Genomic DNA, 25807 nt, shown 5'->3' with positions numbered 1-25807 from the left:
ATGATCTAATTTCCTACCGTCTAATTCTCTCATCTTTTATCTTAACATTTTGCTTAATTTTATGTCTACTTACTTATACACTTATTAATACTACTGTTTGAGATGTAGTTCAAGCTTCACCACTTTGCTTGCAGCTTCAGATTGATGTTCAGTTACTTTCAGCGATTGATTATCCCAAAAAGATGTTTTTGCTCTTTTTGGAGTGTTGTTTTCTATAGGTTTTGTTTTAGCTATTTTAATAACAGCAGCCTCAATTGTTGGTATTTTTTTAAATGCTTCTTCATGACCTAATACCTTCTTTAAATCTTTGCATACCTCTTCCTTTATTTTATTATCCATTTCCTTTATTTTATCCTCCATCTTATCTACTTTCATAGTATAAACTAAAAAATAATATATCTGACCCATTAACAAAAAAACTATTGCTATAAGAAGACCTCCCACCAATCCAAACTTATCAATTGCAATAAAAGACATGTTTCTGTTTGCATTATTATTCTTTGACATTCTTATCTTAATCCCTTTTAAATAATAATAGTGTGATTATTTCGCTGATTATAAGAACTGCTTTATCAGGTGCTGTATTAGCTAGAACTGAAAAAATAATATTAAAAATTGTTACTTCTCTCCATAAAGTCAATATTAAAAAACAAATCGGAGTAATTAATCCGAGTATTATATATTTATTTGACGTTAATATGGAATCACCGCTTGCATAAGATGGAAGATAATACATTAAAAACATATCAGTACATAGTAACACAAACAAGCAAAATATAAAATATGCTGTATATTTGCAGTGATTACTAGGTCGCCTTAGAAGTCTAGCGAGTTTATTATTGGCATTACTGTACTCATCTTCAGATAATACTTTCCTCTCTCTTCCCCCTAACTTTACAATTGGCATCATATCGACATCTTTTAGATACTGTTCAAATAAATCTCTCTTTAAAAATATATTCATTTCTTCTCCTTTTCTAAAACATCTGTTTTACCTGTTATAAGGAATCTGGATACTTTTTCATATGCCTCAGAGTAGTCTGCCTCATTCTCATCTAAGTAGTTAAATAATAAAAGATAATAAGTCATCCATGCAGTTGGTATAATGTCAATAAATCTTGAACCAATAAGATATTTTGGGTTTTTTGCCTTTAAATCTTCTGCTAATGTTTGAGAATTACATGCAGATAAGTCAATTACACCAGAATAATCATATGGCAACATATCGACAATCTCTGAATTATTTACGAAACCGTCATAAAACTCAATTCCATATACGCTGCTCTTTATTCTACTGTGTGCAAAGAGTATAATTGCTTTATAGTTATTGGAAAAAAAAAGATGTTTATATTCATTAAATGTCATATTGTAACAAATATTTACTTTAAGACGTTTTAAATTATCTCTTATATCAGTATCATAATCATGTACAATGTACTGATGATACTGCCACCATCTTTTTAGAAAATTAATATTTACATACTCAATATCAGGATTTCTAGTTTGCTTATTAAAGCTTTTTTCGTCAAGAGGAATCGTGAATCCTATGACACATTGATTTGGTTTTGTCATTCTATTGCTTTCCTTTATATGGCCTTCTGTTTTTCAAGCATAAATATTCTTACTATCTGAACCTCTCCGAATTGATTTTTCAAATCATCTACGGTGATTACGATATCCTTATTTGAGAGCAGTTTGCTCATCATCAATGTTGCATTTTCAGCCATAGTCATTTTCGATACGTTGGCATTCTGTTGTATTATCATTGACTTTATATCTTGAATTAATTTCAGAGCAGTCTCTTTTGTCCTTGCATAAACATTCATTATCTTTTCTTGCTTATTCGGAGTAAGAAATGTTATTACGAATTTAAATAGTTTATCAAAACGGCCAGAGGTCTCCTCAGTTACTTCACTAGCACTTTGTATTTCAACAGGAGTTTCTAAAAATGTCCTTACATCAGGGGATTTAGGATTATCTAAGATAATGACTTTATAAGCTGCTTTCTCTGGTTTTTCAAGATGAACATTTACAGTATTTTCAAACGACTTTACTTGTTTGGGAGTGTAACCATCTAATGCTAAATAAATAACACGATTTGTTGGGTTTTTCTCAATCATGGCATCGACTATCTCTGTAACTTTAAAGTAGCTCTGCGGTTCATTTTTACCGTTATATAGTGTATTAGTTAGTTTTTTATCATTTGTAGACTGATTTTCAACGATCCCGTACGTAAATCCATTCATACTTGTTTTACCGATCAGTTCGTTATATTGCCTGTTATTCCATAGATATTCCCGTTGCCTGTCACTATTGGCATTACGAGCTATCGATTTATTTAAATCAATGAGCGGTGTAGATTCTATTTTAAGGCTGTCTTCTCCACTATGTTTTGATATAATAAGTGTTTTACCTCCGAAAGTTACATCAATTTTCCAGTCTTGAGCACCTTTCAGTTGTTTTGCCTTAAATTCTTGCAGGAAACTATCTTTTAGACCGGTTCTCTCTGTGGGTGTAAAAAACGAATTGCCGTTTGTTTCGAAATATTTATCGATAGATCCCATAATCTGTTTTGTCGGAACACTCTCCACTATTGACTCCGGTTGAGGAGCAAAGCCAGCGCTGGGCCCTTTTTTTGCAATTTCATTTACATAGTCAGGATTTACAAGCACCGCCTCGTCTACTTTAAATTTATCTTCTAAGGAGTTATATGCAACCTTAACATCATAGTTTAACTTAGTAAACATTTCCTTTAGATTATCAATATGAAGCGCTCCACAGATAAGGATAACCCTGTGGTAATTGTTTGATTGTATTATACCTTTTGATTTATTGACCATATGTATGTCTCTGTCAGTAGTATCGTGAGATGAACTCAATGTTGATTTAAAATCGCTTCTCAGACTGTCTGACTCTACATTATAAAACGGTATTTTAATTCCCTTGAGATTCAGCATAATGTATAGATAATCTGCCGCAGAGATATATTTACTTTCTTCATAGTATTTGTGTGTTTCATCTATTTTAGTCAAATTCTCCAAAGCGGCTTTAACTATCAATAAACCTTCTTCTCCGTTTTCAGTCACTATCTGTTTCATAACAGCTATAAGCTCTTCTTTTGTTTTGGGCTTTGCATCGTCATAATATTTTTGATATTTACCGAAGTCAAGCTGCATTGGTTTTTCTGCATCAATAAGCATTTGCTCCTGTAAGGCATAAATGGCATTGTCTGGCTGCCCTTCGAGAGACTTATATTTTGACCAGTCATAGTTAAGCGATTCCGGCTGTTCAAGAAATATTGCATCTATTTCGTAAGTATTAATGATATCTGTGATTATTTTTGCCACTGCTTTTTGGCTTTTTCCAAGGTGTGTTTCACCTATTAAATATATAGTACGGTGCCCGCTGTTTTCTGCGAGTTGATAAACCGCAACCGGTGGATTTACCAGCTTATAAGTAACTGTTATATATCCAGTTTTTGTTTTAAGGGGAGATGCTGTCCCATCAACTTTTATAAGTCTTACTTCGGCATGACCTGGGTATATATTTTCTGGTGCTAAACTATCTCTTGTCTGAGTTGTAACATATTGTTGACCAGAATCGTCCTGCCATGCGTATACGATATCTTCATTTGTTTGTCTCATTATTACTGCTATACCAGCTAACGCTACGGCTATCAAAGCTATTATCAACACCAAATAGACTTTCTTCGTTTCAAATAGTCGTTTTATTTTATCTATCATCGTTATATGACCTCCAGAATATATTTTCAAAAACAATAGTATGTCAACATTAATAAGTGCAATTTCCGTGCCATAATATATTGTTTGTAAGTGCTTGATTATACGAAATAATAATTTTTAGGGTAACATAGAAAATATGAATCTGCACCCATTTATATGGAATCGGATTCCATTATATATAAATGGACAGAAGCTCATTAGTGGAATGACTACGGCTGTATTAATACTCCACTTTGCATTATGTTTGGCTGTGGCTACAGCGAATTAACATTTATATATAGGTCTCCATCATACCAAGTGCTGTCCAATATGTAGTTATTGTAAAACCATTCGGGAATTCCAACGGGCTGCAGCCATGTTAGTTGGGTGAGAGACTCTAAGAAAATAAACTTTGGTGGTTTACTCGTTAAATTATCCCTTAAAGAGCGCATCTTTTGCTCTGTAGAGGCGATTTTTGTCGGAAGAAATGTATCTCCAAGCAGAAAAAGGTATTTCGTAGGTGAAAGCCTGCCCGACTGTAAATAAATATATTTATTATATGACGGTACCCATATTGTATCGCTGTCTTTAGTGTGTTCCTTTATGTATTCCGAAACCGCATCTACTGCAACTTTTGACGTTGTGTACTTAAGCTTACTGAATGAACCACTGATCACAGTATAATCCATTGTGAGCAGCGATACACTAAAAAGGACTACCACCACAACAACGGCAGATATTTGTCCGGCTATGCGTCTTAGATTATACACGAGAAATGCTGCACCACACAACGCCGTCATAATGAAAGCAGGCACCATCATAATATAATAGTGACCATATGAACCCTGTATGTTTGTAGCAATAAAGCTCATCGTAAACCATGACACTAACACCACTGGAATATAATTGTTTGTCCTGAGAAATGATCTTTGAAATATGCTTAAAACACCAAGCGTGAAAAATATATTAACGGTCTTAACATACAAGATAAGTGATAAAAAGGCATTATAACGCTTGTTAATCATTTGAGAAAGAGGAACCGCCGCTTGACGCTCACGTGCCATCACCACGTTATGGTCAAATACGTCAAGCCAGTCCCGAAAAATCCCTGTGCTGATAAAATAAGTCAATGCAATAATCAACGGAATTGCAGCGCCAGCAGCAAAATACATCATGTTTTTCCAATTAGCTTGCAAACGGCTGGTAGTTTCCACCTTCATTATAAATAAATAAATCATCCACGGCAGGGCAGAAAGAAAAAACGGCTCTTTTGTAAACACAGAAAAAGAAAAAAATATACCAGATACTAAGACATAGTATAAGTTATCCTGACGCACTGCCTCTAAAACAAAAAGTACCCCGATAATCATGAACACTGAACCATACTCCTCTGTCAGGTTCCCCATGTCAAAGATACCGCCTGTCCTGTAATCATAAAAGATCAGTAAAAAAGTAACGGTAAATATGGCTGCCAACCACGAAGATGCAAAAGTCCTCAACGCGGAAATAAAAAAGACCAGTGCGGCTGCAACGGCAAAATACCGCTCCACCAGCCTTACTGAGTTAAATGTTCCATCACCAAATTTCAGGGCAAGATAGTTGACGACAAAGACCATGGGCTGTTTATCTTCCCACAGTTCACGGTAAAGCAGCTTCCCATTTATCATGTGATGCGCGATGTTCACAAAAATTGCGGAATCACTTGCCCAGAGTATTCCAGAGTAATAGTTCATACATCGCCAGCCGACGTAAGCAACAAAAACACCTAAAAAGATGTCTGCCAGGCGGTGAATATGGTCACGATTCTGATTAATTGCTTCTGTTGAACTGTTCAAGCCAATCATTTCCAATGAGCGTTAAGCCTCAGTTACCTTATGTCTCATGCGGTACCACGATAATATTACACAATATCACCATTTTTAGACAAGCCATGTTTTAACCCCCTGTAGATATTGAAAAGATTAAAGGTGGTAAGGGTAGGGCGATAGTGGCAAACAACGGTGTTGAAATAAAAATGACCATACCCCAAAATAAAGGGGTATGGTCACATATCGCATTTAGATGAATAGTGGAGCTAGAACCAGTGTTACTGTTGACAGCAGCTTTATCAACACGTGCAGTGACGGGCCAGCTGTATCTTTAAATGGATCGCCTACTGTGTCACCAACTACGGCAGCCTTGTGAGTGTCTGATCCCTTGCCGCCTAACTGTCCAGTTTCTATGTATTTTTTCGCGTTATCCCATGCGCCGCCGCCATTGTTTAAGAACGTGGCCATGAGTATTCCGGCTATCGTACCAACCATCAGCATAGAGGCTACGGCCTCAGCCCCTGCTCCTAACTGCTTAAATAACACTCCAACAACTATTGGGGTCAGTACTGCCACCAGGCCAGGCACTACCATTTCCTTAAGCGCCCCTTTTGTTACTATGTCAACACAACGACCATAGTCAGGCTTTTCTGTACCGGCAAGTATACCAGGTTTTTCCTTAAATTGATCCCTAACATCCCATATAACGTAATAGGCTGCCCTTCCAACTGCCATAATCGCCAATGCCGAAAATATAAACACCAGCGCGGCGCCAAGCAGCGCCCCGACAAACACAACCGGCTCTGCAAGGTCAACGCTTTTAATAGGATGACCATAGTTTTCTACTTCGTCAAGATATGCCCTGAACAGCAGGAACGAGGCCAGCGCTGCTGAGGCAATTGCGTATCCTTTTGTCAACGCCTTTGTGGTATTGCCTGCTGCATCCAGTCTGTCTGTTCTTTCTCTTACTTCTTTGGACTGCTCGGTCATTTCAATAATACCGCCAGCGTTGTCCGAGATAGGGCCGAAGGTGTCCATTGCCAATATGTATGCGGCTGGCCCAAGCATTCCCATTGTCGCAACTGCCGTACCAAATATACCGGCATTGGGGAATCCTGATGCCTGACCCAGATAATACGCCGCTAATATGGATATCGATATAACTATCGCCGAAGGGGCAGTACACTCCAAACCCATTGCAATACCAGTGATGATGTTAGTTGCCGGCCCTGTTTGAGATGCGTTGGCTATTGACCTGACCGGCCTGTATTTATACTCCGTATAGTACTCGGTGATATAAATAAAGGCGATACTTGTTAAGACGCCTACAACACCCGCAAAAAACAAGTAGAGCCACGCATGTGGCGCCGATTGGTGGTAAAACAGCCACTTGCTTGCAACAAACAACCCGATAATGGTAAAAAACACGGTTATAAAATATCCCTTGTTTAATCCGTGCATTGGGTCTTCGCCATCCGCTATCTTGACCGTCAGAACCCCGATGATAGATGCTATTATGCCAAATGCCCTCGCCAGAAGCGGGAACAACATAACGCCTATTATCCATACTGGGTCTGCACCCGGCACAGTCTTTGCCATAACTCCGGCAAGTATCATAGCCCCAATATTCTCAGCCGCGGCTGACTCAAATATGTCAGCTCCACGTCCGGCGCAGTCGCCGACATTATCACCAACCAGGTCAGCTATAACGGCGGGGTTGCGTGGGTCGTCTTCCGGAATTCCAGCCTCGACTTTACCTACGAGGTCAGCGCCGACATCTGCCGCCTTAGTGTAGATACCACCGCCAAGCTGCGCGAACAGGGCTACAAATGATGCCCCAAACCCATATCCTACTATCATAAATGGAATCTTTGTGGCCTCGACTCCAGTAAAAAACTTGACCAGAATGTAAAGCCCGGCTACCCCTAAAAGGCTCATCGAGACAACCATCAGCCCCGAGACCGCCCCACCGCGAAGCGCTATACGCAGCGCATCGTTTACACTGTTTACCGCAGCGGCTGCAGTTCTTATATTACTTCTAATGCTGACCCACATGCCGATATAACCTGCAAAGAGAGAACACACCGCCCCAAACACAAAAGAAAGCGTTATCCACATGGCCAGGGCCACTCTTGACTCCACAGGATCAAAACTTTGATGCTCGCGTATCATGCCATATCCGATGAACAGGGCAGCTGCAACCATCGATGCCAGAATAACTATTGTCTTGTACTGTCTTTTCAGGAAGGCATTAGCACCCTCTTTAATCGCATCCGATATCGCGCGCATCGGCTCCGTGCCGTCGCTCTTTGACATAACCCATTTGGCAAGCATCAAAGCAGCAACAAGCCCAACAACACTGATCCCTATTATCAGAGTCAGCAATAGGTTTTCCATAAATACATCTCCTTCTCCAAATTTATAGTTGCCATACTATGTATGACCTTTGACATACCTAAGCCGCAACCGAAATTATATATACGCAACCTTGTATTTGTCAACTTGCCAAGTCAATATATTTTTACAGCGTGGGATTTTTTTCAGGGGTTAATTTTCTAATCATCACATCTGAGCGTCCGCTGTACATACCATTTATCTGAAGCCAGCATCTCTCCTGATAAGGCCGCGTCAGGCCAATCCTTACGTAGTTGTATGTATCTTTAGAGAAGAGTTCATCGTTTATTTCGCTGATAAACTGTTTTTCGGCAATCGAGTTAATCGGGGGCAGTCTTAATCGGTTACTTAGATAATCAGTGAGCTGCTTGTCGTTTACCTTTAGACAGAACTCTCTGCCGCCAGAAATAAATGACGCCCTTATGTCGGGGCTGGTGCCATTTGTAATTGAACTGATTGCTGGTCTGCCTTCTGGTTCTATTAGTGAAAGGGAAGGGACATCTGTCCCTGGAGTTATCCACTTGTCTTCCCTGATTGAGCTATTCAACCTTTCCGGTAGAGACTTCGATGAACAGTGTCGAAGTATATCAAACCATTCACTTTGTGAAATGAACCGCCTGAATACTACATTGTCATTGACAGAAAAATCCTCTGTGTGTGGTGGACTGGCGTTAATCTTCGGCATCCCTTCGAATGTGCAAATGGCGCATGGGAAGATGTTGTTTTTCTCTATGAACGGCATTTGGATATGACCAGAGAACAGTACTGGCCTGATATTTTTAAAATTATCAAGATTGACTCCCGCTATGCACATACCGTTTTTCATGTATGTGAGGTCGGTAATCAATACATGCACTGTGGTGCGTTTATAGGTGTATGATTTCTCCATCTGTGAACAGGTGTGCGGTTAAAAGTCCGGCGGCAAGGGCTCTGTGGCATTTGTCTGGCTTTGGCTCTGAACACAGGAGGACAAATGGTTCGATAAATGGGCTGTCCTCCTTTAACCGGTTAATTATGCCGCGGGAGTCTATTAGTTGTATGTAGGACTTGGTGTATTGGTCCCAGTCTTTTGTAGCCTTATAGTTTTTTCGAATGACCTTATCAGGCGCAAGTTCGGGGATATGTACGTATGAAGCGTCGAGGAGTTCTCTCAGGAAAAACTTCAGGTCAGCTTTCTTTGTAAATCCCGAAAGCTGAGACGTATTGTTTTCCCTTATATCGACTAACTGTTTTATGGAGTTAGCCCGGACAATAGTGAAAAAACACTCGGCAGTCTTCTTTGAAAAACCTATAGTGAACAGTTTCATCGTGTTAAAATAGCGATAACTGGACGGTTGCCATATCTTTAAAGTTGTCTTCATTTGTTTTGCCGTCGTGGTGTATGTGAATTACCTTCACGCCACGCTCATGCAAGTCAAAGCCGATTAATAGTCTTCGATGACACTGACAGGGGTCTTCCTCTGAACACATGACGGTAAGTTTGCAGGTTGCTGCAGTCTCGATAAGCCTTGTGATGCCATCTAAGTAGAATGCCTGCTTCCGAAGCAGGTCATAATCGGGGTGTTTTCCCCTATAGATAGGTGCGTCTTTCGGGAACCCCCCTAATTGACTGCCCATGTATAGATATGCAACTGGTGTTTTCTGAAGTGAGTGTACGAGGTTTTCTTTGTTAAACTGTGGGGCATAGCGGCTGTATGGACTGCTTCTAACGTCAACAAGCGTATCGATTCCGGCTGAGAGCAGGAGTTTGATAAAGTCATTTGTTGAGAGGTCCGAATGGCCTATTGTGTGAATTGTTAATTCAGGCATGGCTTGCACAGGATGGTAGAGATGGGGTTTTAGCTATCAGCGGCGCAGCGGGAGCGCTCAAGTTTCTCTCTGTGTTGAGGTTTCTCTCAATGATGGAGATTACTTCGTTCATAGTGTCGCCGTATTTTTCGCAGTTTACAACGCATTGGCTGATTTTCCCTGCTGGGATGATACATTTCTCTATCAGCCCGACATGTCCTTCTTTGGGTTTTGCCCCAAGCGCCTTCCAGTGTTCCTCTGTTTGGAAGCTCTTGCGCCTAAGCTCATCTGCGGTGTGCCATAGCAGCCCAACAAAAAACGGGTGGTCTTCATAGTAGTATTTAATGGCTGAGTAGTAGTCCTGACGGCGCTTGGGCGATTCGCTGATGTACTTATAGATTATCCTTGATATAAGTTCTACCATCAGATATTCCGAGTTCTTTATATCGTTGAAGTGACTTATAGGGTCTTCATTAGGGCAGCAGGTGATGCTCAGATTCTCTTTTACCTTTTTAAATGCCTCCTCTACGATTATCCATGCCAGCTTAAAAAACGATATGGTATTGAGGTTGTCTCTGATGAGGTCATTTCTCTGCACTTTTGTCAATCCAACTGCAGTCACATCTTTTCGTTCAAAGAGCCGTATAGTGAATATGTAAAGAATATGTTCCAGGGTCTGAAGGTTGTCCGGCAGATCAAGGGTCTGAACCATTGGGATGAAGCGCAGGTCGTCCTTACACTTGCCGATGGTACTCATGATAAGCTCATAGGTGGCCATAAAGTCGCCTTCCTCTATTTGTCTCTTTAGCTTGCTGCTCCTTTGATCGACTGAGTTCATTTTTTTTATCGCGTCTTCTCTGGCTTCCTTAATAATAGTTATGAGTTTGTAGGCCCTTGTCATTTCCATGTTGGCGTGATTACTTCTTGCAAATGCCTCCTGTAGTGCCCGGTCTATGTTGACTTGCCTGTCGAAGCTATAAATCTCCTCTGAGCAGCTATACAGGATTTCGGCAGCCTTTTTCCATGACACATCCGGCTCATTTCCATATTCTCTGATTATGTAGTCGCGCATGTAGTAGTGGAAATAGAGTGCAACTGTGTTGCCGCGGTTTTCCTTTGTAAATACATACTGCTTTATCATCTCGCTTATTGCCTCAACAAGCGGTTCTTCGTCTATTCGAGGGCGGCTGTAGAGATGCTCCCGTTTATCCCTGTGAAACACCGGTCTTCCCTTTGTGCGGCACTCACCGCCGGTCTTCTGGATGACGAATTTGTTTTGGCCATCGCCTATCAGCTCAAACCTTGCATTTGCCTCTCTTAGTAAGATAAATGGTCCGAAGCGTCTCTCGAACTGCCCCAATTCCATCACCGGCATGTACAGGCAGATTGGCGTCACCTGTGTTAACTGCTTTAGTGTTCCGCCGATTTCTTTCAGTTCGATTATCGTTGCACGCGGACACAGGCCGGGAAGCAGCAGAATTTTCTTCTTTCTAGCAAACATAAAACATCTTGCAAAGTACTCCAGGTAGTTCTGCGTTGCCTCTGCCAGGTCTTTTTTCCCCCAGTCTCCACCGGCGTAGAGCAGGCTGTTTGGTGTGCGTTCAAACGGTATATTGGCCCTTGCCATTTCCTGTAATATAACAGATACACCAATCAGGTCATCGAGTTTTTGCAGCATCTCTGCCTCGGCGCCCTTGTCTCCGATGGTTCTTATATAGGCCTCGCTGATGTAGTAAACCTTCTCCCAGTGTGTGTTCAGGCTCTCCTCTGCCACCTCCAGCACCGGTCTGCCGTAGAGTGACCACACGTCCGGCTCCGCGATAAACGTAAAGGCCGGGACTATATGTTCGCTCTCCGCAAAACTGAAATAATCTGTAAGCTCAAATTCTATTGTCATCCCTTCAGGTACAGTGCTATTGATAACGGCCTTTAGTTTTTCTTCTATTCCCCTGTTTTTTATCTTTCTCATTATTGCCGATGCAAATATTTCAGAAACCGGCGAAATAAGCACCTTGTCAGAGTATCTGTCCCAGTACCTTCGCACGGCCTTTATTGTCTTCATCATACGGCAGAATGCCGATACCCGCTTCCTTGGTGAGAGAATCTTTGGGTTGGGGTTGTCCTCGAACAGAGATTCGTGTTTTTGAATCTGCGGCAATATCTCTTCAGTCTCGAAGTCTTTTAGAAACTCTGTGAAGCTGTATGGCGAACCGTTGTTAAATTTTGCGGCGATACTGCCTATTGCCTTTTTAAAGCTGACAATGTCAGATTGAGTATCTTCAACTTGGATGCTGCTTGATGCCACAACAGCAGTGATAAAATTCTCTACGGCTGTCTCCTCAAGCATTTCTCTGATATATTGGCCATCAAGTGGCCTCTGACCTAAGCGCTCGAAGTGTTTCTTTGTCAGCAGTGTACTATCATTGTCGTCTTCATCTGGCAGACATGCTATTCCGGTATTTTTTCTTTGTGACATGGCGTGGGCATGGAAGGACGGTGTTGTGGCGCCACCAAGTTCGGCAGAATTTATAAAGACATGAAAGCCCTCAAGCAGCCTGTTGAGCCTGTTGCGATAGACATTTAATACCGCTACAAGCACGGTGTTACACTCCATCCATGATTTCTCTGACATATCGGATATCGCCTTTGTCACGCTTTCAGCTAACATGAACATGAGGTCAACGACATATCTGTCTATTTTGTCAACGGCTATGACGGCAGGGGTTGTGCCGTAGGCGTTTGCGAGCTGTGCCCTGACCTTTTGCAAGTTGAAAAACAGCTCCTCGCGCTGCTGCTGCGTCAGTGCGTTGTCTAAGAGCGTGTAGCGCACGAGGTAGTTGACAACGATATGATAAGAGCCTACGAGTTCTGCATCGACGGTTTTCCCCTCGGATTGCAGCTTGAAGGAGTCTTTCAGGTCTGCTATGCGCTGCTCAAGTATGGTATGTGTCTCAAGGTAGATTCTAAAGACATCGGCTGTCTTCTTTAGGTAGCTCTCAAGAAATGCCCACATAATGGATACCCGTGGTATAAGAGGGTGGGGGATTAACTCTGTAAAATTCTTCTGCTTTTCGCTGTACATCGGCGCCGTGCGCACTACCGTTACTGCGGTTGCTGCGCCGTCAAACCTCCGGATAGCTGTGTTTTGTTCTGTTTTCATATTATTATCTTTCATATTTTAATCGGGGGATTCAGCTGGATATTTTTTTGCAATTTCAAGCTGCATGAGCATAAACTCTATGCGTCCCATCGTCCTTCGCAAGCGCTGCGATATTGCCACGCCTATGCCTCTGTAGAGGCGGTTGCCGAATGTTGGGTCTGCACTAATCCTGTCGTCAATGGCATCCTTTGAAATAGAGAGTACTATTGACGGCTCAACAGCAATTACTGTGGCTGAAGTGGGCTCGTTCTCCAGGTAGGACATCTCACCAATAATCTCACCGGCCCCTATGGCCGCCACTTGCTTATAGCCGCCTGCCGATACAAATACCCCTAAAAGCCCCTCAAGGACAATATAGACCGCCTCTGTAAACTCTCCCTCCCTTATTAACACTGCCTCAGGCTCAAGTTGTTCTTCCATGCCCATAGACAAAAGCCACTGAATGTCTTCGTCGCTCAATATCTCTAATATTTTGACCATCGTTGACATAGATAGCTCCCCCACCCTTAATTGTTTAATCGCCGAACGTGCATCTTAGTACTTCGTCCACTGTTGTTACACCCTCGTTCACCTTGACTAAGCCACTTTGCCTGAGTGTCAGCATCCCTAATCTAACTGCCTCATTTTTCAGCTCAACCACGGTTGCCCCGCTGAGAATAAGCTCTTTTAGTTCATTTTTCACAGGCATTACTTCATATAGGGCAATTCTTCCCTTGTAGCCGGTTTGGTTACAGGCGTCACAGCCTGCCCCTGAGTGGGTTTTAAAATTGGGTAAATCTTCCTGAAAAACTCCTACCTGTGTTAGAATTTTTTCTGATACCTTAATTTCAGCCTTACATTTTTCGCATATCTTTCTGGCAAGCCTCTGTGCCAAAACCAGGATTACAGACGATGATACCAAAAATGGTTCAATCCCCATGTTCATAAGCCTTGTTATCGTGCTTGGCGCATCGTTCGTGTGCAGGGTACTCAATACCATATGACCGGTCAGGGCGGCCTTGACTGCTATTTCAGCCGTTTCATGGTCTCTTATCTCACCAACCATGATTATGTCGGGGTCCTGGCGCAGAAATGCCCTCAGCGCGGTGGCAAACGTCAGCCCTACCTCCTGTTTTATCTGAACCTGGTTAATGCCAGCGAGGTTAAACTCCACAGGGTCTTCTGCGGTCATAATATTTACGTCTGGTTTGTTTACGGCTTGCAGGCCGCTATAGAGCGTGGTCGTCTTACCGCTTCCCGTCGGGCCGGTAACCAGCAGCATTCCGTAGGGCTTGTTCAGCGCCTCGACAAAATCATCCAACTGCCCCTGGAGAAAGCCCAGCTTTGTCAGGTCAAGCTGCAGGTTGGACTTATCAAGGAGCCTCATAACTATTTTCTCGCCAAACAGGGTTGGCAGCGTAGAGACACGAAAGTCTATCTCGCCGCCCGCGTCATATTTGAGTTTTATCCTGCCGTCCTGGGGGATGCGGCGTTCGGCTATGTCAAGCCGTGCCATGATTTTTATCCTCGATGTGAGGGCGTTTTTGATAGAGCCCGGCAGCGGCATAATCTGTTTCAGCACGCCGTCCATTCTGTAACGCAGTATAACCTCTTTTTCTGTCGGTTCAATATGAATATCGCTTGCCTTGTCGCCTACTGCGTTAATCAGTATGCCGTTGACAAGCGTTATTATAGGGGCTGCCTCGGCGTCTTTTAGAGAGACTCGTTCCTCTTTGTCCTCGACAATGGTTACGTTTTTTTGAGCCTTGCCAATTAGTTTATTGATTTCGTCCATGCCTAATGAGACCTTCGAGGCTGGAGAAACGCCGTCAAGTGCAACCTTTTGTTTGTCTCCCTTTGGATAAAATTCGTCGATTGCCTTTAATATTGATGCCTCTGTGGTGACATACAGAGTAATTTTCATCTTTGTTATAAACTGTATCTCTTCAACAGCCGGCCTGTTAGATGGGTCAGCGATGGCTACCTTTAGAGACGACCCGTCTTTTGAGACCGGTATCATCATATTCTTTTTTGCCTTTTCATATGGATATATCTTCATGAGGGTTGTATCGACCTGATACTTGGAGAGGTCTATGAGCGGTACGTTGTACTGCTTGCTCAAAAACTCCATAAGTACCGGTTCTTTAATATATCCCAGCTTTACTAAGGCCGTACCAAGCCTTACATTGTCTGTCTTTTGAACAGCAAGGCCCTCTTCCACTTGTTTTTCGGTCACAAGCGTCGCTTTGACTAACTGCTGTCCAAGCAGTGTTAACGCTGCCATTGTCTGTTTTCCCCTGATATATCTATCACGATGTCATTATGTCACATTACTGCTGATTTGTGCAATCTGAAAAAAACCTTTAGAGGGTTATATTGCCCAGCCCAAGACTGTCTCCTCTTCGTCCATCATATCATCATCCATGGTATCATCTCCAGGTTCGTCAAACCATGGTTCATTCGTTAGGAATGGTTTTTCAGGTGATCTTTTCAACTCCTCGCGTGTGTCCAGCGTTAACTCCACTTTTTCAAACTCTATAGTGATACTATATCTTTCTGACGATGCCTCGAGCTTCATGGGGAACCACAGCCCATTGATTTTCTTCACTTCCTTATATGTGATGTGCAAGCTCTCACCCCTGGGTAGCGCTATTGCCTGCTCTATGGGTTTTAGGGTGTTGCTATCAAGGACTATGATTTGCCCTGGTCTTTTTAGGTAGAGTACGCTGTCAGCGTTTGTAACCTTAATATCTGTTACATTCCACCAGAAGACCCCCTCTTTCAGACATCTTACTACCGCAAGCTCCTCTTCCTCCTTCAGCTGAGGGCTGCTTTGAACTATCTCACCGCGCATCTTAAGCTCACCAACCTGAAAGCCCATAGCATATATCTTTACGTCAAACCCATCTGGAGTTATCCTGATTGAGGCGTCTCCTGAGAGGCTCCCCCTGGACATTTTTATATCCACAGAGGCCGTCCCCTTAATCACCGCAATTCGGCTTAACCTGTCCATGAACATGGTTAATGTCAGTGTATCGTTATCTGGGATTTCCTCCCTTATAAGGGATACCTTTATAGTACAGGAAATCACAAAGATACAGATACTAAATATCAAGAGCCGCTTTAATGGCCTCACTGATGTCCTTTACCCCTATGAGTTTAATTTCTGGTTTAATATTGGCATTAAGTCTGCCAAGATTGGACTCAGGCAGTATAGCCTCCCGAAAACCTATCTTTGCCCCTTCTTTGATTCTTGCCTCTGCGTGAGACACCCCACGAAGTTCACCGGAAAGCCCCACCTCTCCAAACACAAACACATGCTCACGAATGGGCAGCTCCCGAAACGACGACGCTATTGTTGTTACAATCCCAAGGTCGAAGGCCGGTTCAGTTATCCTTAATCCCCCGACTACGTTGAGAAATGTATCCATCCCCCCCATGTGTAATCCACCCGTTTTCTCAAGCACTGCTATCAGCAGATTCACACGGTTGACATCGACGCCGATTGTAGTGCGCCGTGGGACGCCAAACGTTGACTGGGAGACAAGGGCCTGAAGCTCTACCATTATTGGGCGCGTCCCCTCTACCGTTGCTACTACTGTCGTGCCGGAGACATTTTGCGGTCTTTCAGATAAAAACAGCTCAGATGGGTTTGTTATCTCTGCCAGTCCGCCGTCTCTCATCTCGAAGACCCCTATTTCATTGGTTGAGCCGAAACGGTTCTTTACTGCCCGTAGAATCCTGTAGGCGTGCCCCCTGTCGCCCTCAAAATACAGCACCGTATCGACTATATGTTCAAGCACTCTGGGGCCGGCAATGGCGCCTTCTTTTGTCACATGCCCAACCAGAAATATTGGGGTGTCAGTGCCCTTTGCAAAGAGCATCAGCTTCAGGGCGCATTCCCTGACCTGCCCGACAGACCCGGGTGCAGATGGAATCTCCTGCGTAAACACCGTCTGAATCGAATCGATAACTATAACCGATGGTTTCATGCGCTTTACGTGGTCAAAGATGTTTTCCATACACGTCTCGGAAAGGACATGTATTGGCTGCTGGCCTGATATATTCAGCCGGTTTGCCCGGAGTTTTATCTGTTTTAGGGATTCCTCGCCTGAGACGTAGAGGGCAGGGTTTTTTAACTCTGGATTTTCCGCAAACAGGCTTGAGAGCATCTGAAGGACGAGTGTGGATTTGCCGATGCCGGGGTCACCACCAATCAGTATAAGCGACCCGGAGACAATCCCCCCGCCCAGTACACGGTTGAGTTCCTCGATGCCGGTGCTGAGGCGGTCTTCGTTTTCCAGAGTTACCGAGGCCAAAGACTGGGGGGCTGAACTGGTATCTTTTTTAATCGCCTTAACCCGCTCTTGTTTTTCCTCAACAAAACTGTTCCATGCCCCGCAGTCCGGGCACTTGCCAAGCCACTTTGGCGAGGATGCCCCGCAGGACTGGCACTCGAAGACTGTTTTCACTTTATACACAGAGAATCCCCATTCCTTTGCCAATATGATAGCTGCCTTTGATGGCGGCCTCAACAGTTATTTTGGCCTTTTGGACAGAAGAAAGGCAAGTATGCCCAAGTGCAAGATTTGCCGCTATTGCCGCTGAAAACACGCAGCCCGTTCCGTGATAGCTGCCAGCATATAGGGGAGTCTCTATTTTTATGAAATCAGCGCCGTCATAGTATGTATCAGCAGCAGAGTGTGTCAGATGTCCTCCGGTTATTACCACTACCTCAGCGCCCATTGCATGAAGGCATCTTGCGGCCTCCAAAATATCTGCCTCTGTGTTTACCGGTCTGCCGCTAAAGAGCGCGGCCTCGGCAATATTTGGTGTAAATACCTTTGTCAATGGCAGCAGGTCTTTTTTAATAACAGTGACTGCTTCCATGTCAAGCATCTCTTTCCCCGATGATGATACAGCGACGGGGTCAATGACCAGATTTTTTAATTTATGCTTTTTCATCACACCAGTTAAAATGCCGACAAGTTCGGCGTTACACAGGACGCCTGTCTTGATGGCATCAGGGATTATGTCATCAAGTAACACTGCTAACTGCCTTTCAAATATATGACCATCGACATTAAAAACCCCTTCGACATGCAGTGTATTCTGAGTCGTTATGGAAGATGCCACAGCCATGCCATGTACGCCAAGCGAATAAAACACCTTTAAATCCGCAGCAATGCCCGCCCCGCCAGAGGGGTCCAGCCCTGCCACAGTTAAAGCGGATGGCCTCTGCAACTCCCTATTTCCCGTGCAGGGCGCGCTCTACTGTCTTAATCGCGCAGAAATCAGAGCACATGCTGCAAACCTCTTTCGTTGCCGGTGGCAGGTGGGCGCGCATCGCCCTGACCTTCTCAGGATTAAAGGACATAGAAATCTGGCCTTCCCAGTCGAGTGCCTTCCTATAGCGGGCCATTTTCTTGTCTCTCTCGACTGCTGAAGGTATCCCCTTTGCAATGTCGGCAGCATGGGCGGCTATCTTTGAGGCGATAACACCCTCAACGACATCATCAACGTTTGGAAGCCTCACGTGTTCAGACGGCGTAACATAACACAGGAAATCTGCCCCTGCAGCCCCTGCAATAGCCCCGCCAATGGCTGCTGTAATGTGGTCATAGCCCATGCCGCAGTCCGTTACCAGGGGGCCAAGCACATAAAACGGTGCGCCGTTACACAGCGATTTCTGAAGTTTTATGTTCATCTCTACCTGTGGAAGCGGCACATGACCCGGGCCTTCTATTATTGCCTGAATACCGGCCTCAAGGGCGGTCTTCTGGAGCTTGCCCAGAATTATCAACTCCTCTACCTGTGCCCTGTCTGTGGCGTCGGCAAGGCAGCCCGGCCTCATGCCATCCCCGAGGCTTAGTGTCATGTCATATTTCCTGCATATCTCAAGCAGCCTGTCATATTGCTCAAACAGGGGGTTTTCCCTGTTATTAACTATCATCCACTCAAGCAGGAGCGAACCGCCGCGGCTGACTATATCGAGAATACGGCCTTGCGCCTTGAGATGGTTTACGGCGCCAAGCGTCAGGCCGCAGTGTACGGTGACAAAATCGACGCCTTCCTCGGCGTGTGACTCAATAGTCTCAAACAGCTCATCTACGGTCATCTTAAGGACAGAGCCGTGGCTTTCAACAGCCCGTACAGCGGCCTCATATATTGGCACCGTGCCGATTGAAACCTTAGAATGTGAGGTCAAAGTCCTGCGAAGTTCCTTAATCGGGCCGCCGGTGGATAAATCCATCACGGCGTCTGAGCCGTACTTAACCAGCAGGGAGAGTTTCTCCAGCTCCTCATCGACTGAGATGCGGTCTTTAGATGTGCCGATATTGGCATTAATCTTTGTACGCATCCCACGGCCTATCCCAAGCGGTGAAATCTCATGTTTTGTATTTTTTGTGATTACGCTGTAACCATTTGCGAGGTCTGCGGAGACTGTCTCAGGCGCCAGACACTCGGCAGCCGCTACCTCTTTTACCTCGTCCGTAACAATGCCCTTACGGGCAGCTTCTATTCTTGTCATCTTAGCAGCTCCAGGTATTTTTCTGTTACGTCAGCGATATTGTCCGAAGACAGTATCCCGGAAATGACGGCAATGCCGTCCGCCCCAAACTCCATAACCTCCTTCACGTTGTGCGGCTTAATGCCGCCAACGGCAAACACGGGCAGTTTTACCCTGTGTTTGACCTTTAGTATAACCTCTGGCCCGATTGGTTCGCCGTATTTTGCCTTTGACGGGGTTTCATAGATAGGGCCAAGCAGGATGTAGTCTGCCCCTTTTTTTCGCGCGTCAAACGCCTCGTCGAGGCTGTGAGTGGATTTGCCAATAAGAAGTTTATCTCCGGCAAGCCTTCTGACGGCGTCAATGGGGATGCTTGTCCCAGTGAGCTGCACACCGTCTGCCTCTGCACAGAGGGCTACGTCCACCCTGTCGTTGATAAACAGGAGCGCTCCGAAGTGTTTTGTAATCTGGCGCAGCTCCATTGCCAGCGCTGTCAACTCCTGCGTTGACATCGCCTTTTCACGAATCTGCACGGCCTTAACACCAGCCTTGAGCGCCTCTTCGACGGCCTCTGTGATGGGACGCGCCGTAGCTGTGGCGGCTGTGGTGGCTGCGGTGTCTGTGATAAGCATTAACTGGAAATCGATGTTTGCCATTATATTTTCACCATCGGCTTAGAGCATCCCGTCAAATGGGCTGCTTGCCGCGGCGTAGAGCTTGCGTTGAATTCTCCCTGCCTTAAAAGCAAACCTTCCGGCGATGACGGCGTGTTTCATGGCGGCTGCCATCATGATGGGCTGCGCTGCACCGGCAATCCCAGTATTGATTAATACGGCATCACAGCCAAGTTCCATTGCAATTGCGGCGTCTGAGGCCGTTCCCACTCCGGCATCCACTATGATTGGTACACCCTTAACTGTTTCAAGGATGATCTTTATATTGTATGGGTTTCTGATACCAAGCCCAGAGCCAATCGGCGCACCCAGCGGCATGACGGCAGCAGCCCCGGCATCGACGAGCCTTTGGGCAACAATTGGGTCGTCGCTTGAGTATGGCAGGACTATAAATCCCTCCTTTGCCAGGATCTCTGTAGCCTTCAGGAGTCCGCACACATCCGGGAATAATGTCTTATCGTCGCCGATGACCTCCAGCTTGACGAAATCAGAGATACCCGCCTCGCGCCCAAGCCGCGCATAGCGAAGCGCGTCCTCTACGTTATAGCATCCTGCCGTGTTGGGTAGGATTTTATACACCTTCGGGTCAATGTAATCAAGCAGATTGGGTGATTTCCTGTCAAAGATATTTACGCGCCGCACTGCTACTGTAACCATATCCGAACCTGACGCCTCAATTGCCTTTTTAGTCTCTTCAAAATCCTTGTATTTGCCCGTGCCGACCCACAATCTGGATTTAAACTCAACACCGGCAATTATCAGTTTGTCGTTGGTCTCTTCCATAAATTAAACTATCCTCCTATTGTGATATAACCGTTACCCGCCGCCGACGAAGTTGACAATCTCCACGCTGTCACCGTCTTTGATGGGGGTGGTGTCGTATTGTGCCTTCTTAACGATGAGCATATTAAGCTCTACTGCTACGCGCATGGGATTAATATCAAGCGCGGTAAGCAGCTCAGATATGGTAGAGGCTGCCTTTGTGTCATAGTCGTCGCCGTTAAGCCGTATTTTCATAGAATAACCCTCTTATTTTATCGAAAACGGGATTCCCGGTATATGGAATGCGGGGGAAAATGGAATCAGCCCGTTCCCTCCGCCGGAATTACCCGTTTCAGGTTCAAGGGGTCACCTGTTCAACAGGAATCTCAGACTGCCGCTGCCATAAACGAGATTAGCAACAGCCTCCCCCAGGGTATTAATATAATATGATTATATAAGAACGCGTGATAATAGTCAATATGTGTTTTATTTGTGGGGAGTCTGGTATAATAAATCATGACCGGAGATGATATGACACACAAGATGACAATGATTTACTGGAAGGGGGAGAAGTTTTGGTTAGGCAAGCTGTTAGAATATCCCGATATTATGACACAAGGGGAAACGCTTGATGAGCTGGAAGAAAACATAAAAGACGCGTATCGTCTGATGGTCTTAGAGGACATACCAAGCGATTTTAAGGTAAAAGAAATTGCTGTATGAAGCGAAAGGAGCTTATGAGAACTGCGCAGAATAAGCAAGTTTTTTATTTATGACTCAATTTGGTATAATAGAATTATGACAGGAACAATAGAGCTATACAATGTCCTCAAAGACACATTAGGCGAGGCAGGCGCGAAGACCCTCGTCAATACAATAGAAGAGGTCAAAGAGCAGGTAAAGAAAGAAGCAGCCACTAAAGCAGACCTTGGTCTTTTAGAAGCCAGACTTGAGCGTAAAATAGAATCAAGCAAGTCTGAGCTTGAACTTAAAATAGAGTCAAGCAAGTCTGACCTTGAACTTAAAATAGAATCTGTGAAGCAGGAGATTGAGAAAACCAGGGCAGAGATTGAAAAAACCAGGTCGGATACCATTAAATGGGTGGCCGCAATGCTTGTGGCACAGTCCGGAATTGTCGCTGCATTTATACGTCTGTTTGGTATTTTTGGTAAATAGCTGCCATGCAAAATATGAATAATTATTTTAACGATGAGTACACAGTAGCAATTGCTGATCTTGGTTATTCAGAGCAGGCCGAGAAAACCAGGGATATGATAGTCAACTGTGAAACGCCATTTGTCATAGGAATATCTGGCCGATGGGGAAGCGGCAAGACCAGCATGATGAAGTATTTGATGGCGAGCCTCGGTGGAAAAGTCCCGGAAGACTGGTTTGCCTTCCAGAACAGGCCTTTAATAGACGAGGAAGAAGAGGCTAATTTTGGAAAAGTCAGAGAAAAATATAAAAATGATGCGAAAATTACACATATTCACTCGATATGGTTTAACCCGTGGGAGCATGAAAATCATGACGAACCTATCATCGAATTACTTAAAGAGATAAGGAAGTATTTTAGTCCTATGTCAAAGGCATTGGCAGAAACTAAGAAGTTAGGCTCCGTAGCTATTCGCGCCGGACTTGATATGCTTGACGGAATATTTTCTATTTTCACAAAATTTACAAGGCTGCCTTCACCGTCGCTGCCCAAGAACATTGGCAGTACGGTTCAGGCGCATGGTGAAAAATATGAACATGAGAATTATGAATATAGCACAAGAAATCAAAGGTTTAAGCTGATTTTTCAAAATGCTGTCGAACAATTATTATCAAAAGATTGCATTGTAGAAAATGAAGCCATTATATCAAAAATAGATGATAGTGCAAAACTTGTAATATTTATTGATGACCTTGACAGGTGTGAAGAGGCGACAATATCGAAACTGCTTAGAGAAATCAAACAGTATCTTTCTACTAAACGATGTGTCTTCGTCTTTGGATACGACAGGCATCATGTCGAGAAGGCAATTTCTAAGACTATCCAGCTCTCTGACAAGGAGACGCGCTCATATCTTGAGAAGCTATTCCAGTCTACTATATATATCAAGCAGCCTGCGGAAGAGATATTTGTAGAATTCGTAAAGAAAAAGTTAGTTGAATATGGTTTCAACCTGGAAGGTGACGCCAAGGGCTTGAGCAGCGTCATCTGTAAGATAATCGATCCCAATCCTCGAAGGATAAAGGCGTTTCTGACTGCGTTCCGGTTTCACAGTTATAATTTCAAGCATGAAAACACAGAAAGTATTCCAGATGATTTACAGAAACTGGCTCTAATAACATATTTAAAGGTCTTTCATGAACCGGTTTATTCGGTGTTAGAGAGCGACAATGAGTTACTGAAAGATTTAATGAAGGTCTTTGAGCTTAATAATAGAGATGCTATTGCTAATCACAATCAGTATTTCTTTTATTTAGAGATGAGAAGCCATTTGCAGGATTATAGTAAAACTATTTACGATGAAAAAACGATAGAAAGGGAATTCTTAAAAAATGACGAAAACGCCGAAAATAAATTTTTAACTGAAGTGTATGAGATGCAAGGAAGACATAAGAGCTATGAAAACTTTAGGCGTGCATTCCAAACAAGTTTCGATTCTATACTAAAGAGCGAAACATATGGCGATATTAGAAAATACTTATAAGAAAGATATTGGCGAGAGATGGTCATATCCTGTAGACTCCAACTTTGTGGGCTTGGAGTTCAGCAGCGCATATATTGCTTATAGGGCACGTTTGGATGCTTTGTACAGGAAGGCTGATATGGTAGGGGTTATGAATGACCCTGAGGATACGCCCACCCTGTTGAAGCACATATATGTTCCACTGCGCATAGATGAGAAAGATGTTGACCCTGCCTCAAGTGAAGTCGATAATGTTAAGGGGCTGTATATTGTAGATGCGCTTTGTCGGATACGTTTTTTGGCTATATCTGGCGCTCCTGGTTCAGGGAAATCCACGATGACACAATTTCTTGCTGCTGCACTTTCTCAGACGATATTAAACGAGACTGCCTCCGTATTGGGAAGGAGGGTTGTTGTTCCGTTTATTTTACGAGAATTAGATTTTTCAAAAATCAATAGCTGGGATGACTTGTGGAATTTATGGATTAAAGATATGTCAGAGCGTCTTAATATGTCAATCACAAGGGAGTTTCTTGATTTTTATATTGAAAAGGGGTGGGCGATTGTTATTTTCGATGGAATCGATGAAATAGGGGAAGAGCAAAACCTGAATATGATTAAGTGGATAAATAAATGGATTGAGGCAAAGTCTGAATTTAAGGACGCGATGACCCCGCTGAATATAATCATCACCGGCAGGCCCTATGGGTATTTAAGTGAGGGTGAATATGACCGGTATTTCAAGAAGATGTACCTGCTGCCGTTCAATCAAAATCAAATTGAGCAGTATGCTTACAACTGGTTTGGTGTTCAATATGGCGAGGATAAGTTGAAGGTTAAGATGAAATCGCAAGGTTTTATCACTGCACTGAAAGGCTACGGGCTTGAGGAGCTAAAGCGCAGGCCGATATTTCTTGCCATGCTTGCCTATGTGACTGGTAACGAAGGTGAACTGCCGCAAACAAGGTTGGCTGCCTATAAAAAAATTGTTGAAGCATATATTCATTATTTGGATGTGTTAAAAAATATAGGAGAAAAAAGGGACGATAAACCAAAATACTGGAGCTTTGACGACAAGATTGGAATAATGGAAGAGTTAGCCTATAAAATTCACACTAAGGCCGAAAGTGAGTTAAATTATTCTAAATTATCTGATAACAAGCAGATGCACATACAAATAAGCAGAGATACGCTTGAGAGTTATTTCAGAGATATTTTAAATGAAGGCTGGTTTAATACGGTTAAAATAACTGATCTCGATGAGATAATCAAATATTTTTTAAAAAGATCGGGTTTGATAATAGAACCTAAGAATGGCTACTATCAATTCAGCCATCTTACTTTTCAGGAATATTTAACAGCCGCGAGGATTTATAATAACAAGCAGGATGACGATAATAATTATCTCAAGAGAGAAATTTTTGACCGGTTAAAACAGGTTGGCTGGCATGAGGTTGCCCTGCTTTTTTTCGGAATGGATAAGGTTCGTATTGAAAAACGCCAGTCTAAAATACTTCAAAAACTAATAGAAAAAGATGAACTGTCACACCATAAATTTCTAATAGACCTGTTTACCGGCATGGAGCATAAGATTTCAAAGAATGATGTAATAAAGTGGTTGAAGACCCTCGTTTATGTCTGGGTTACGAGGGAAAAGGTAAAGGGGCTTTATAAATATTTGGCTGACGCAATTAAGTCAGATAAGATGGATGAAATACGTAAGTGTATCGTAGATTATATGAAAAAGCTATCTGATAAGATTTTGCATAATGATGATTTGTTTTACGATAGTTCAGATATGATAGTTGATGACAAATGTAATAATGTGGAGCTTTTGTGTTGTAATATTGAAGATACCTCATTAGAACAAATCAATCTATTAGAAAATATATTATTAGTTGGATTTTTCTGGCACGAGTTCAGAGAAGGATTTTTTAATAGGGATAATGCATCCCTTTTGCCAGCGGACAAGAGAAATCTTAGAATAGCATTTATAATTGATAAATATATTCTATTTAACAAAGAATGTGAGGACATTCTTTCTCATAAAATGTATTCTGCTATTAAATTAAATGAATTATATTTGGGTACTGGCTCATTTATATATTATTTAAGTAACAATATTAGTTATGACATCATCAAACCATTTTATAAATTATTTATGTATTCACATAGTTGTTTGTTATATTTGAATAATACGAATGATATGAGTATGTTGAAAAAAATTTTTATTAGTGTATTTAGGGCTATGGATATGGCTAGGGCTATGGATATGGCTAGGGCTATGGATATGGCTAGGGCTATGGATATGGCTAGGGCTATGGATATGGC

The 25807-nt window shown here is 43.2% G+C and carries 23 protein-coding genes and 1 riboswitch; of the genes, 4 read left to right on the top strand and 19 right to left on the bottom strand.

What is annotated here, in order from left to right; translation table 11 throughout:
* Positions 1-90 precede the first annotated feature (90 nt).
* The 19 genes from ASN18_RS11475 to thiS form a co-directional block, all read right to left on the bottom strand.
* Positions 91-507: a hypothetical protein gene (locus ASN18_RS11475; protein ID WP_085052886.1), complete on the bottom strand. Its 417-nt coding sequence runs from the start codon at positions 505-507 to the stop codon at positions 91-93.
* 7 nt (positions 508-514) lie between these two features.
* Entirely contained in the window at positions 515-964 is a 450-nt protein-coding gene (locus tag ASN18_RS11470) for a hypothetical protein (protein WP_085052885.1), read from the bottom strand.
* Complete coding sequence (locus ASN18_RS11465) at positions 961-1572, bottom strand: hypothetical protein (RefSeq protein WP_085052884.1); 612 nt, start codon at positions 1570-1572, stop codon at positions 961-963. Before ASN18_RS11465 ends, ASN18_RS11470 begins: the two co-directional genes overlap by 4 nt.
* Before the next feature lie 14 nt (positions 1573-1586).
* The gene (locus tag ASN18_RS11460) at positions 1587-3743 is read right to left on the bottom strand and encodes a hypothetical protein (protein ID WP_085052883.1); all 2157 of its coding nucleotides are present in this window, start codon (positions 3741-3743) and stop codon (positions 1587-1589) included.
* A gap of 254 nt (positions 3744-3997) precedes the next feature.
* Positions 3998-5455, bottom strand: a complete 1458-nt coding sequence (locus ASN18_RS11455; RefSeq protein ID WP_236861697.1) for an ArnT family glycosyltransferase — start codon at positions 5453-5455, stop codon at positions 3998-4000.
* A 324-nt stretch (positions 5456-5779) separates the two neighbouring features.
* Entirely contained in the window at positions 5780-7927 is a 2148-nt protein-coding gene (locus ASN18_RS11450; protein WP_085052881.1) for a sodium-translocating pyrophosphatase, read from the bottom strand.
* A gap of 124 nt (positions 7928-8051) precedes the next feature.
* Positions 8052-8813, bottom strand: coding sequence for a dual OB domain-containing protein (locus ASN18_RS11445; RefSeq protein ID WP_085052880.1), 762 nt, complete (start codon positions 8811-8813; stop codon positions 8052-8054).
* On the bottom strand, positions 8791-9231 hold the full coding sequence (locus ASN18_RS11440; RefSeq protein WP_085052879.1) for a DUF488 domain-containing protein: 441 nt from the start codon (positions 9229-9231) through the stop codon (positions 8791-8793). The genes ASN18_RS11445 and ASN18_RS11440 overlap by 23 nt, the downstream gene beginning before the upstream one ends.
* 4 nt (positions 9232-9235) lie before the next feature.
* Positions 9236-9733: a DUF488 domain-containing protein gene (locus ASN18_RS11435; RefSeq protein WP_085052878.1), complete on the bottom strand. Its 498-nt coding sequence runs from the start codon at positions 9731-9733 to the stop codon at positions 9236-9238.
* Positions 9726-12872, bottom strand: coding sequence for a hypothetical protein (locus tag ASN18_RS11430; RefSeq protein WP_085052877.1), 3147 nt, complete (start codon positions 12870-12872; stop codon positions 9726-9728). The genes ASN18_RS11435 and ASN18_RS11430 overlap by 8 nt, the downstream gene beginning before the upstream one ends.
* Positions 12873-12890: 18 nt before the next feature.
* Positions 12891-13361, bottom strand: a complete 471-nt coding sequence (locus tag ASN18_RS11425) for a Crp/Fnr family transcriptional regulator (RefSeq protein ID WP_085052876.1) — start codon at positions 13359-13361, stop codon at positions 12891-12893.
* Positions 13362-13386: 25 nt separating this feature from the next.
* On the bottom strand, positions 13387-15135 hold the full coding sequence (gene pilB / locus ASN18_RS11420) for a type IV-A pilus assembly ATPase PilB (RefSeq protein WP_085052875.1): 1749 nt from the start codon (positions 15133-15135) through the stop codon (positions 13387-13389).
* A gap of 87 nt (positions 15136-15222) precedes the next feature.
* Positions 15223-15987 carry a hypothetical protein gene (locus tag ASN18_RS11415; RefSeq protein ID WP_157072953.1) on the bottom strand — a complete coding sequence of 255 codons (765 nt, stop codon included), beginning with the start codon at positions 15985-15987 and terminating at the stop codon, positions 15223-15225.
* Positions 15956-17332, bottom strand: a complete 1377-nt coding sequence (radA, locus tag ASN18_RS11410; protein ID WP_157072952.1) for a DNA repair protein RadA — start codon at positions 17330-17332, stop codon at positions 15956-15958. The genes ASN18_RS11415 and radA overlap by 32 nt, the downstream gene beginning before the upstream one ends.
* Positions 17325-18071 carry a bifunctional hydroxymethylpyrimidine kinase/phosphomethylpyrimidine kinase gene (gene thiD / locus ASN18_RS11405; protein WP_236861696.1) on the bottom strand — a complete coding sequence of 249 codons (747 nt, stop codon included), beginning with the start codon at positions 18069-18071 and terminating at the stop codon, positions 17325-17327. The genes radA and thiD overlap by 8 nt, the downstream gene beginning before the upstream one ends.
* Positions 18072-18099: 28 nt before the next feature.
* A complete protein-coding gene (gene thiC, locus ASN18_RS11400) occupies positions 18100-19383 on the bottom strand; it encodes a phosphomethylpyrimidine synthase ThiC (protein WP_085052872.1) in 1284 nt (427 codons plus the stop codon).
* Positions 19380-20018, bottom strand: coding sequence for a thiamine phosphate synthase (gene thiE, locus ASN18_RS11395; protein ID WP_085052871.1), 639 nt, complete (start codon positions 20016-20018; stop codon positions 19380-19382). Before thiE ends, thiC begins: the two co-directional genes overlap by 4 nt.
* An 18-nt stretch (positions 20019-20036) precedes the next feature.
* Complete coding sequence (locus ASN18_RS11390; protein WP_085052870.1) at positions 20037-20819, bottom strand: thiazole synthase; 783 nt, start codon at positions 20817-20819, stop codon at positions 20037-20039.
* A gap of 33 nt (positions 20820-20852) precedes the next feature.
* Complete coding sequence (gene thiS / locus ASN18_RS11385) at positions 20853-21053, bottom strand: sulfur carrier protein ThiS (RefSeq protein WP_085052869.1); 201 nt, start codon at positions 21051-21053, stop codon at positions 20853-20855.
* 56 nt (positions 21054-21109) lie between these two features.
* Positions 21110-21238, bottom strand: a riboswitch (TPP riboswitch).
* 91 nt (positions 21239-21329) lie between these two features.
* Between thiS and ASN18_RS11380 the strand changes: the two genes are divergently transcribed.
* The 4 genes from ASN18_RS11380 to ASN18_RS11365 form a co-directional block, all read left to right on the top strand.
* Positions 21330-21521 (top strand): type II toxin-antitoxin system HicB family antitoxin, encoded by a 192-nt coding sequence (locus ASN18_RS11380; RefSeq protein WP_085052887.1) that lies wholly within the window; start codon positions 21330-21332, stop codon positions 21519-21521.
* A 75-nt stretch (positions 21522-21596) separates the two neighbouring features.
* Positions 21597-21974 carry a CCDC90 family protein gene (locus ASN18_RS11375; protein ID WP_085052868.1) on the top strand — a complete coding sequence of 126 codons (378 nt, stop codon included), beginning with the start codon at positions 21597-21599 and terminating at the stop codon, positions 21972-21974.
* Positions 21975-21988: 14 nt separating this feature from the next.
* Entirely contained in the window at positions 21989-23497 is a 1509-nt protein-coding gene (locus ASN18_RS11370) for a KAP family P-loop NTPase fold protein (protein ID WP_236861695.1), read from the top strand.
* Positions 23472-25807, top strand: a 2336-nt coding sequence (locus tag ASN18_RS11365; protein ID WP_157072951.1) for an NACHT domain-containing protein, incomplete at its 3' end; no start/stop codon positions are given. The genes ASN18_RS11370 and ASN18_RS11365, both read left to right, overlap by 26 nt.

The organism is Candidatus Magnetominusculus xianensis (assembly GCA_001541255.1).
GTDB classification, from domain to species: domain Bacteria; phylum Nitrospirota; class Thermodesulfovibrionia; order Thermodesulfovibrionales; family Magnetobacteriaceae; genus Magnetominusculus; species Magnetominusculus xianensis.
Note: the sequence above shows the minus strand (reverse complement) of the source record. Positions and strands in the feature narration are given on the sequence as shown.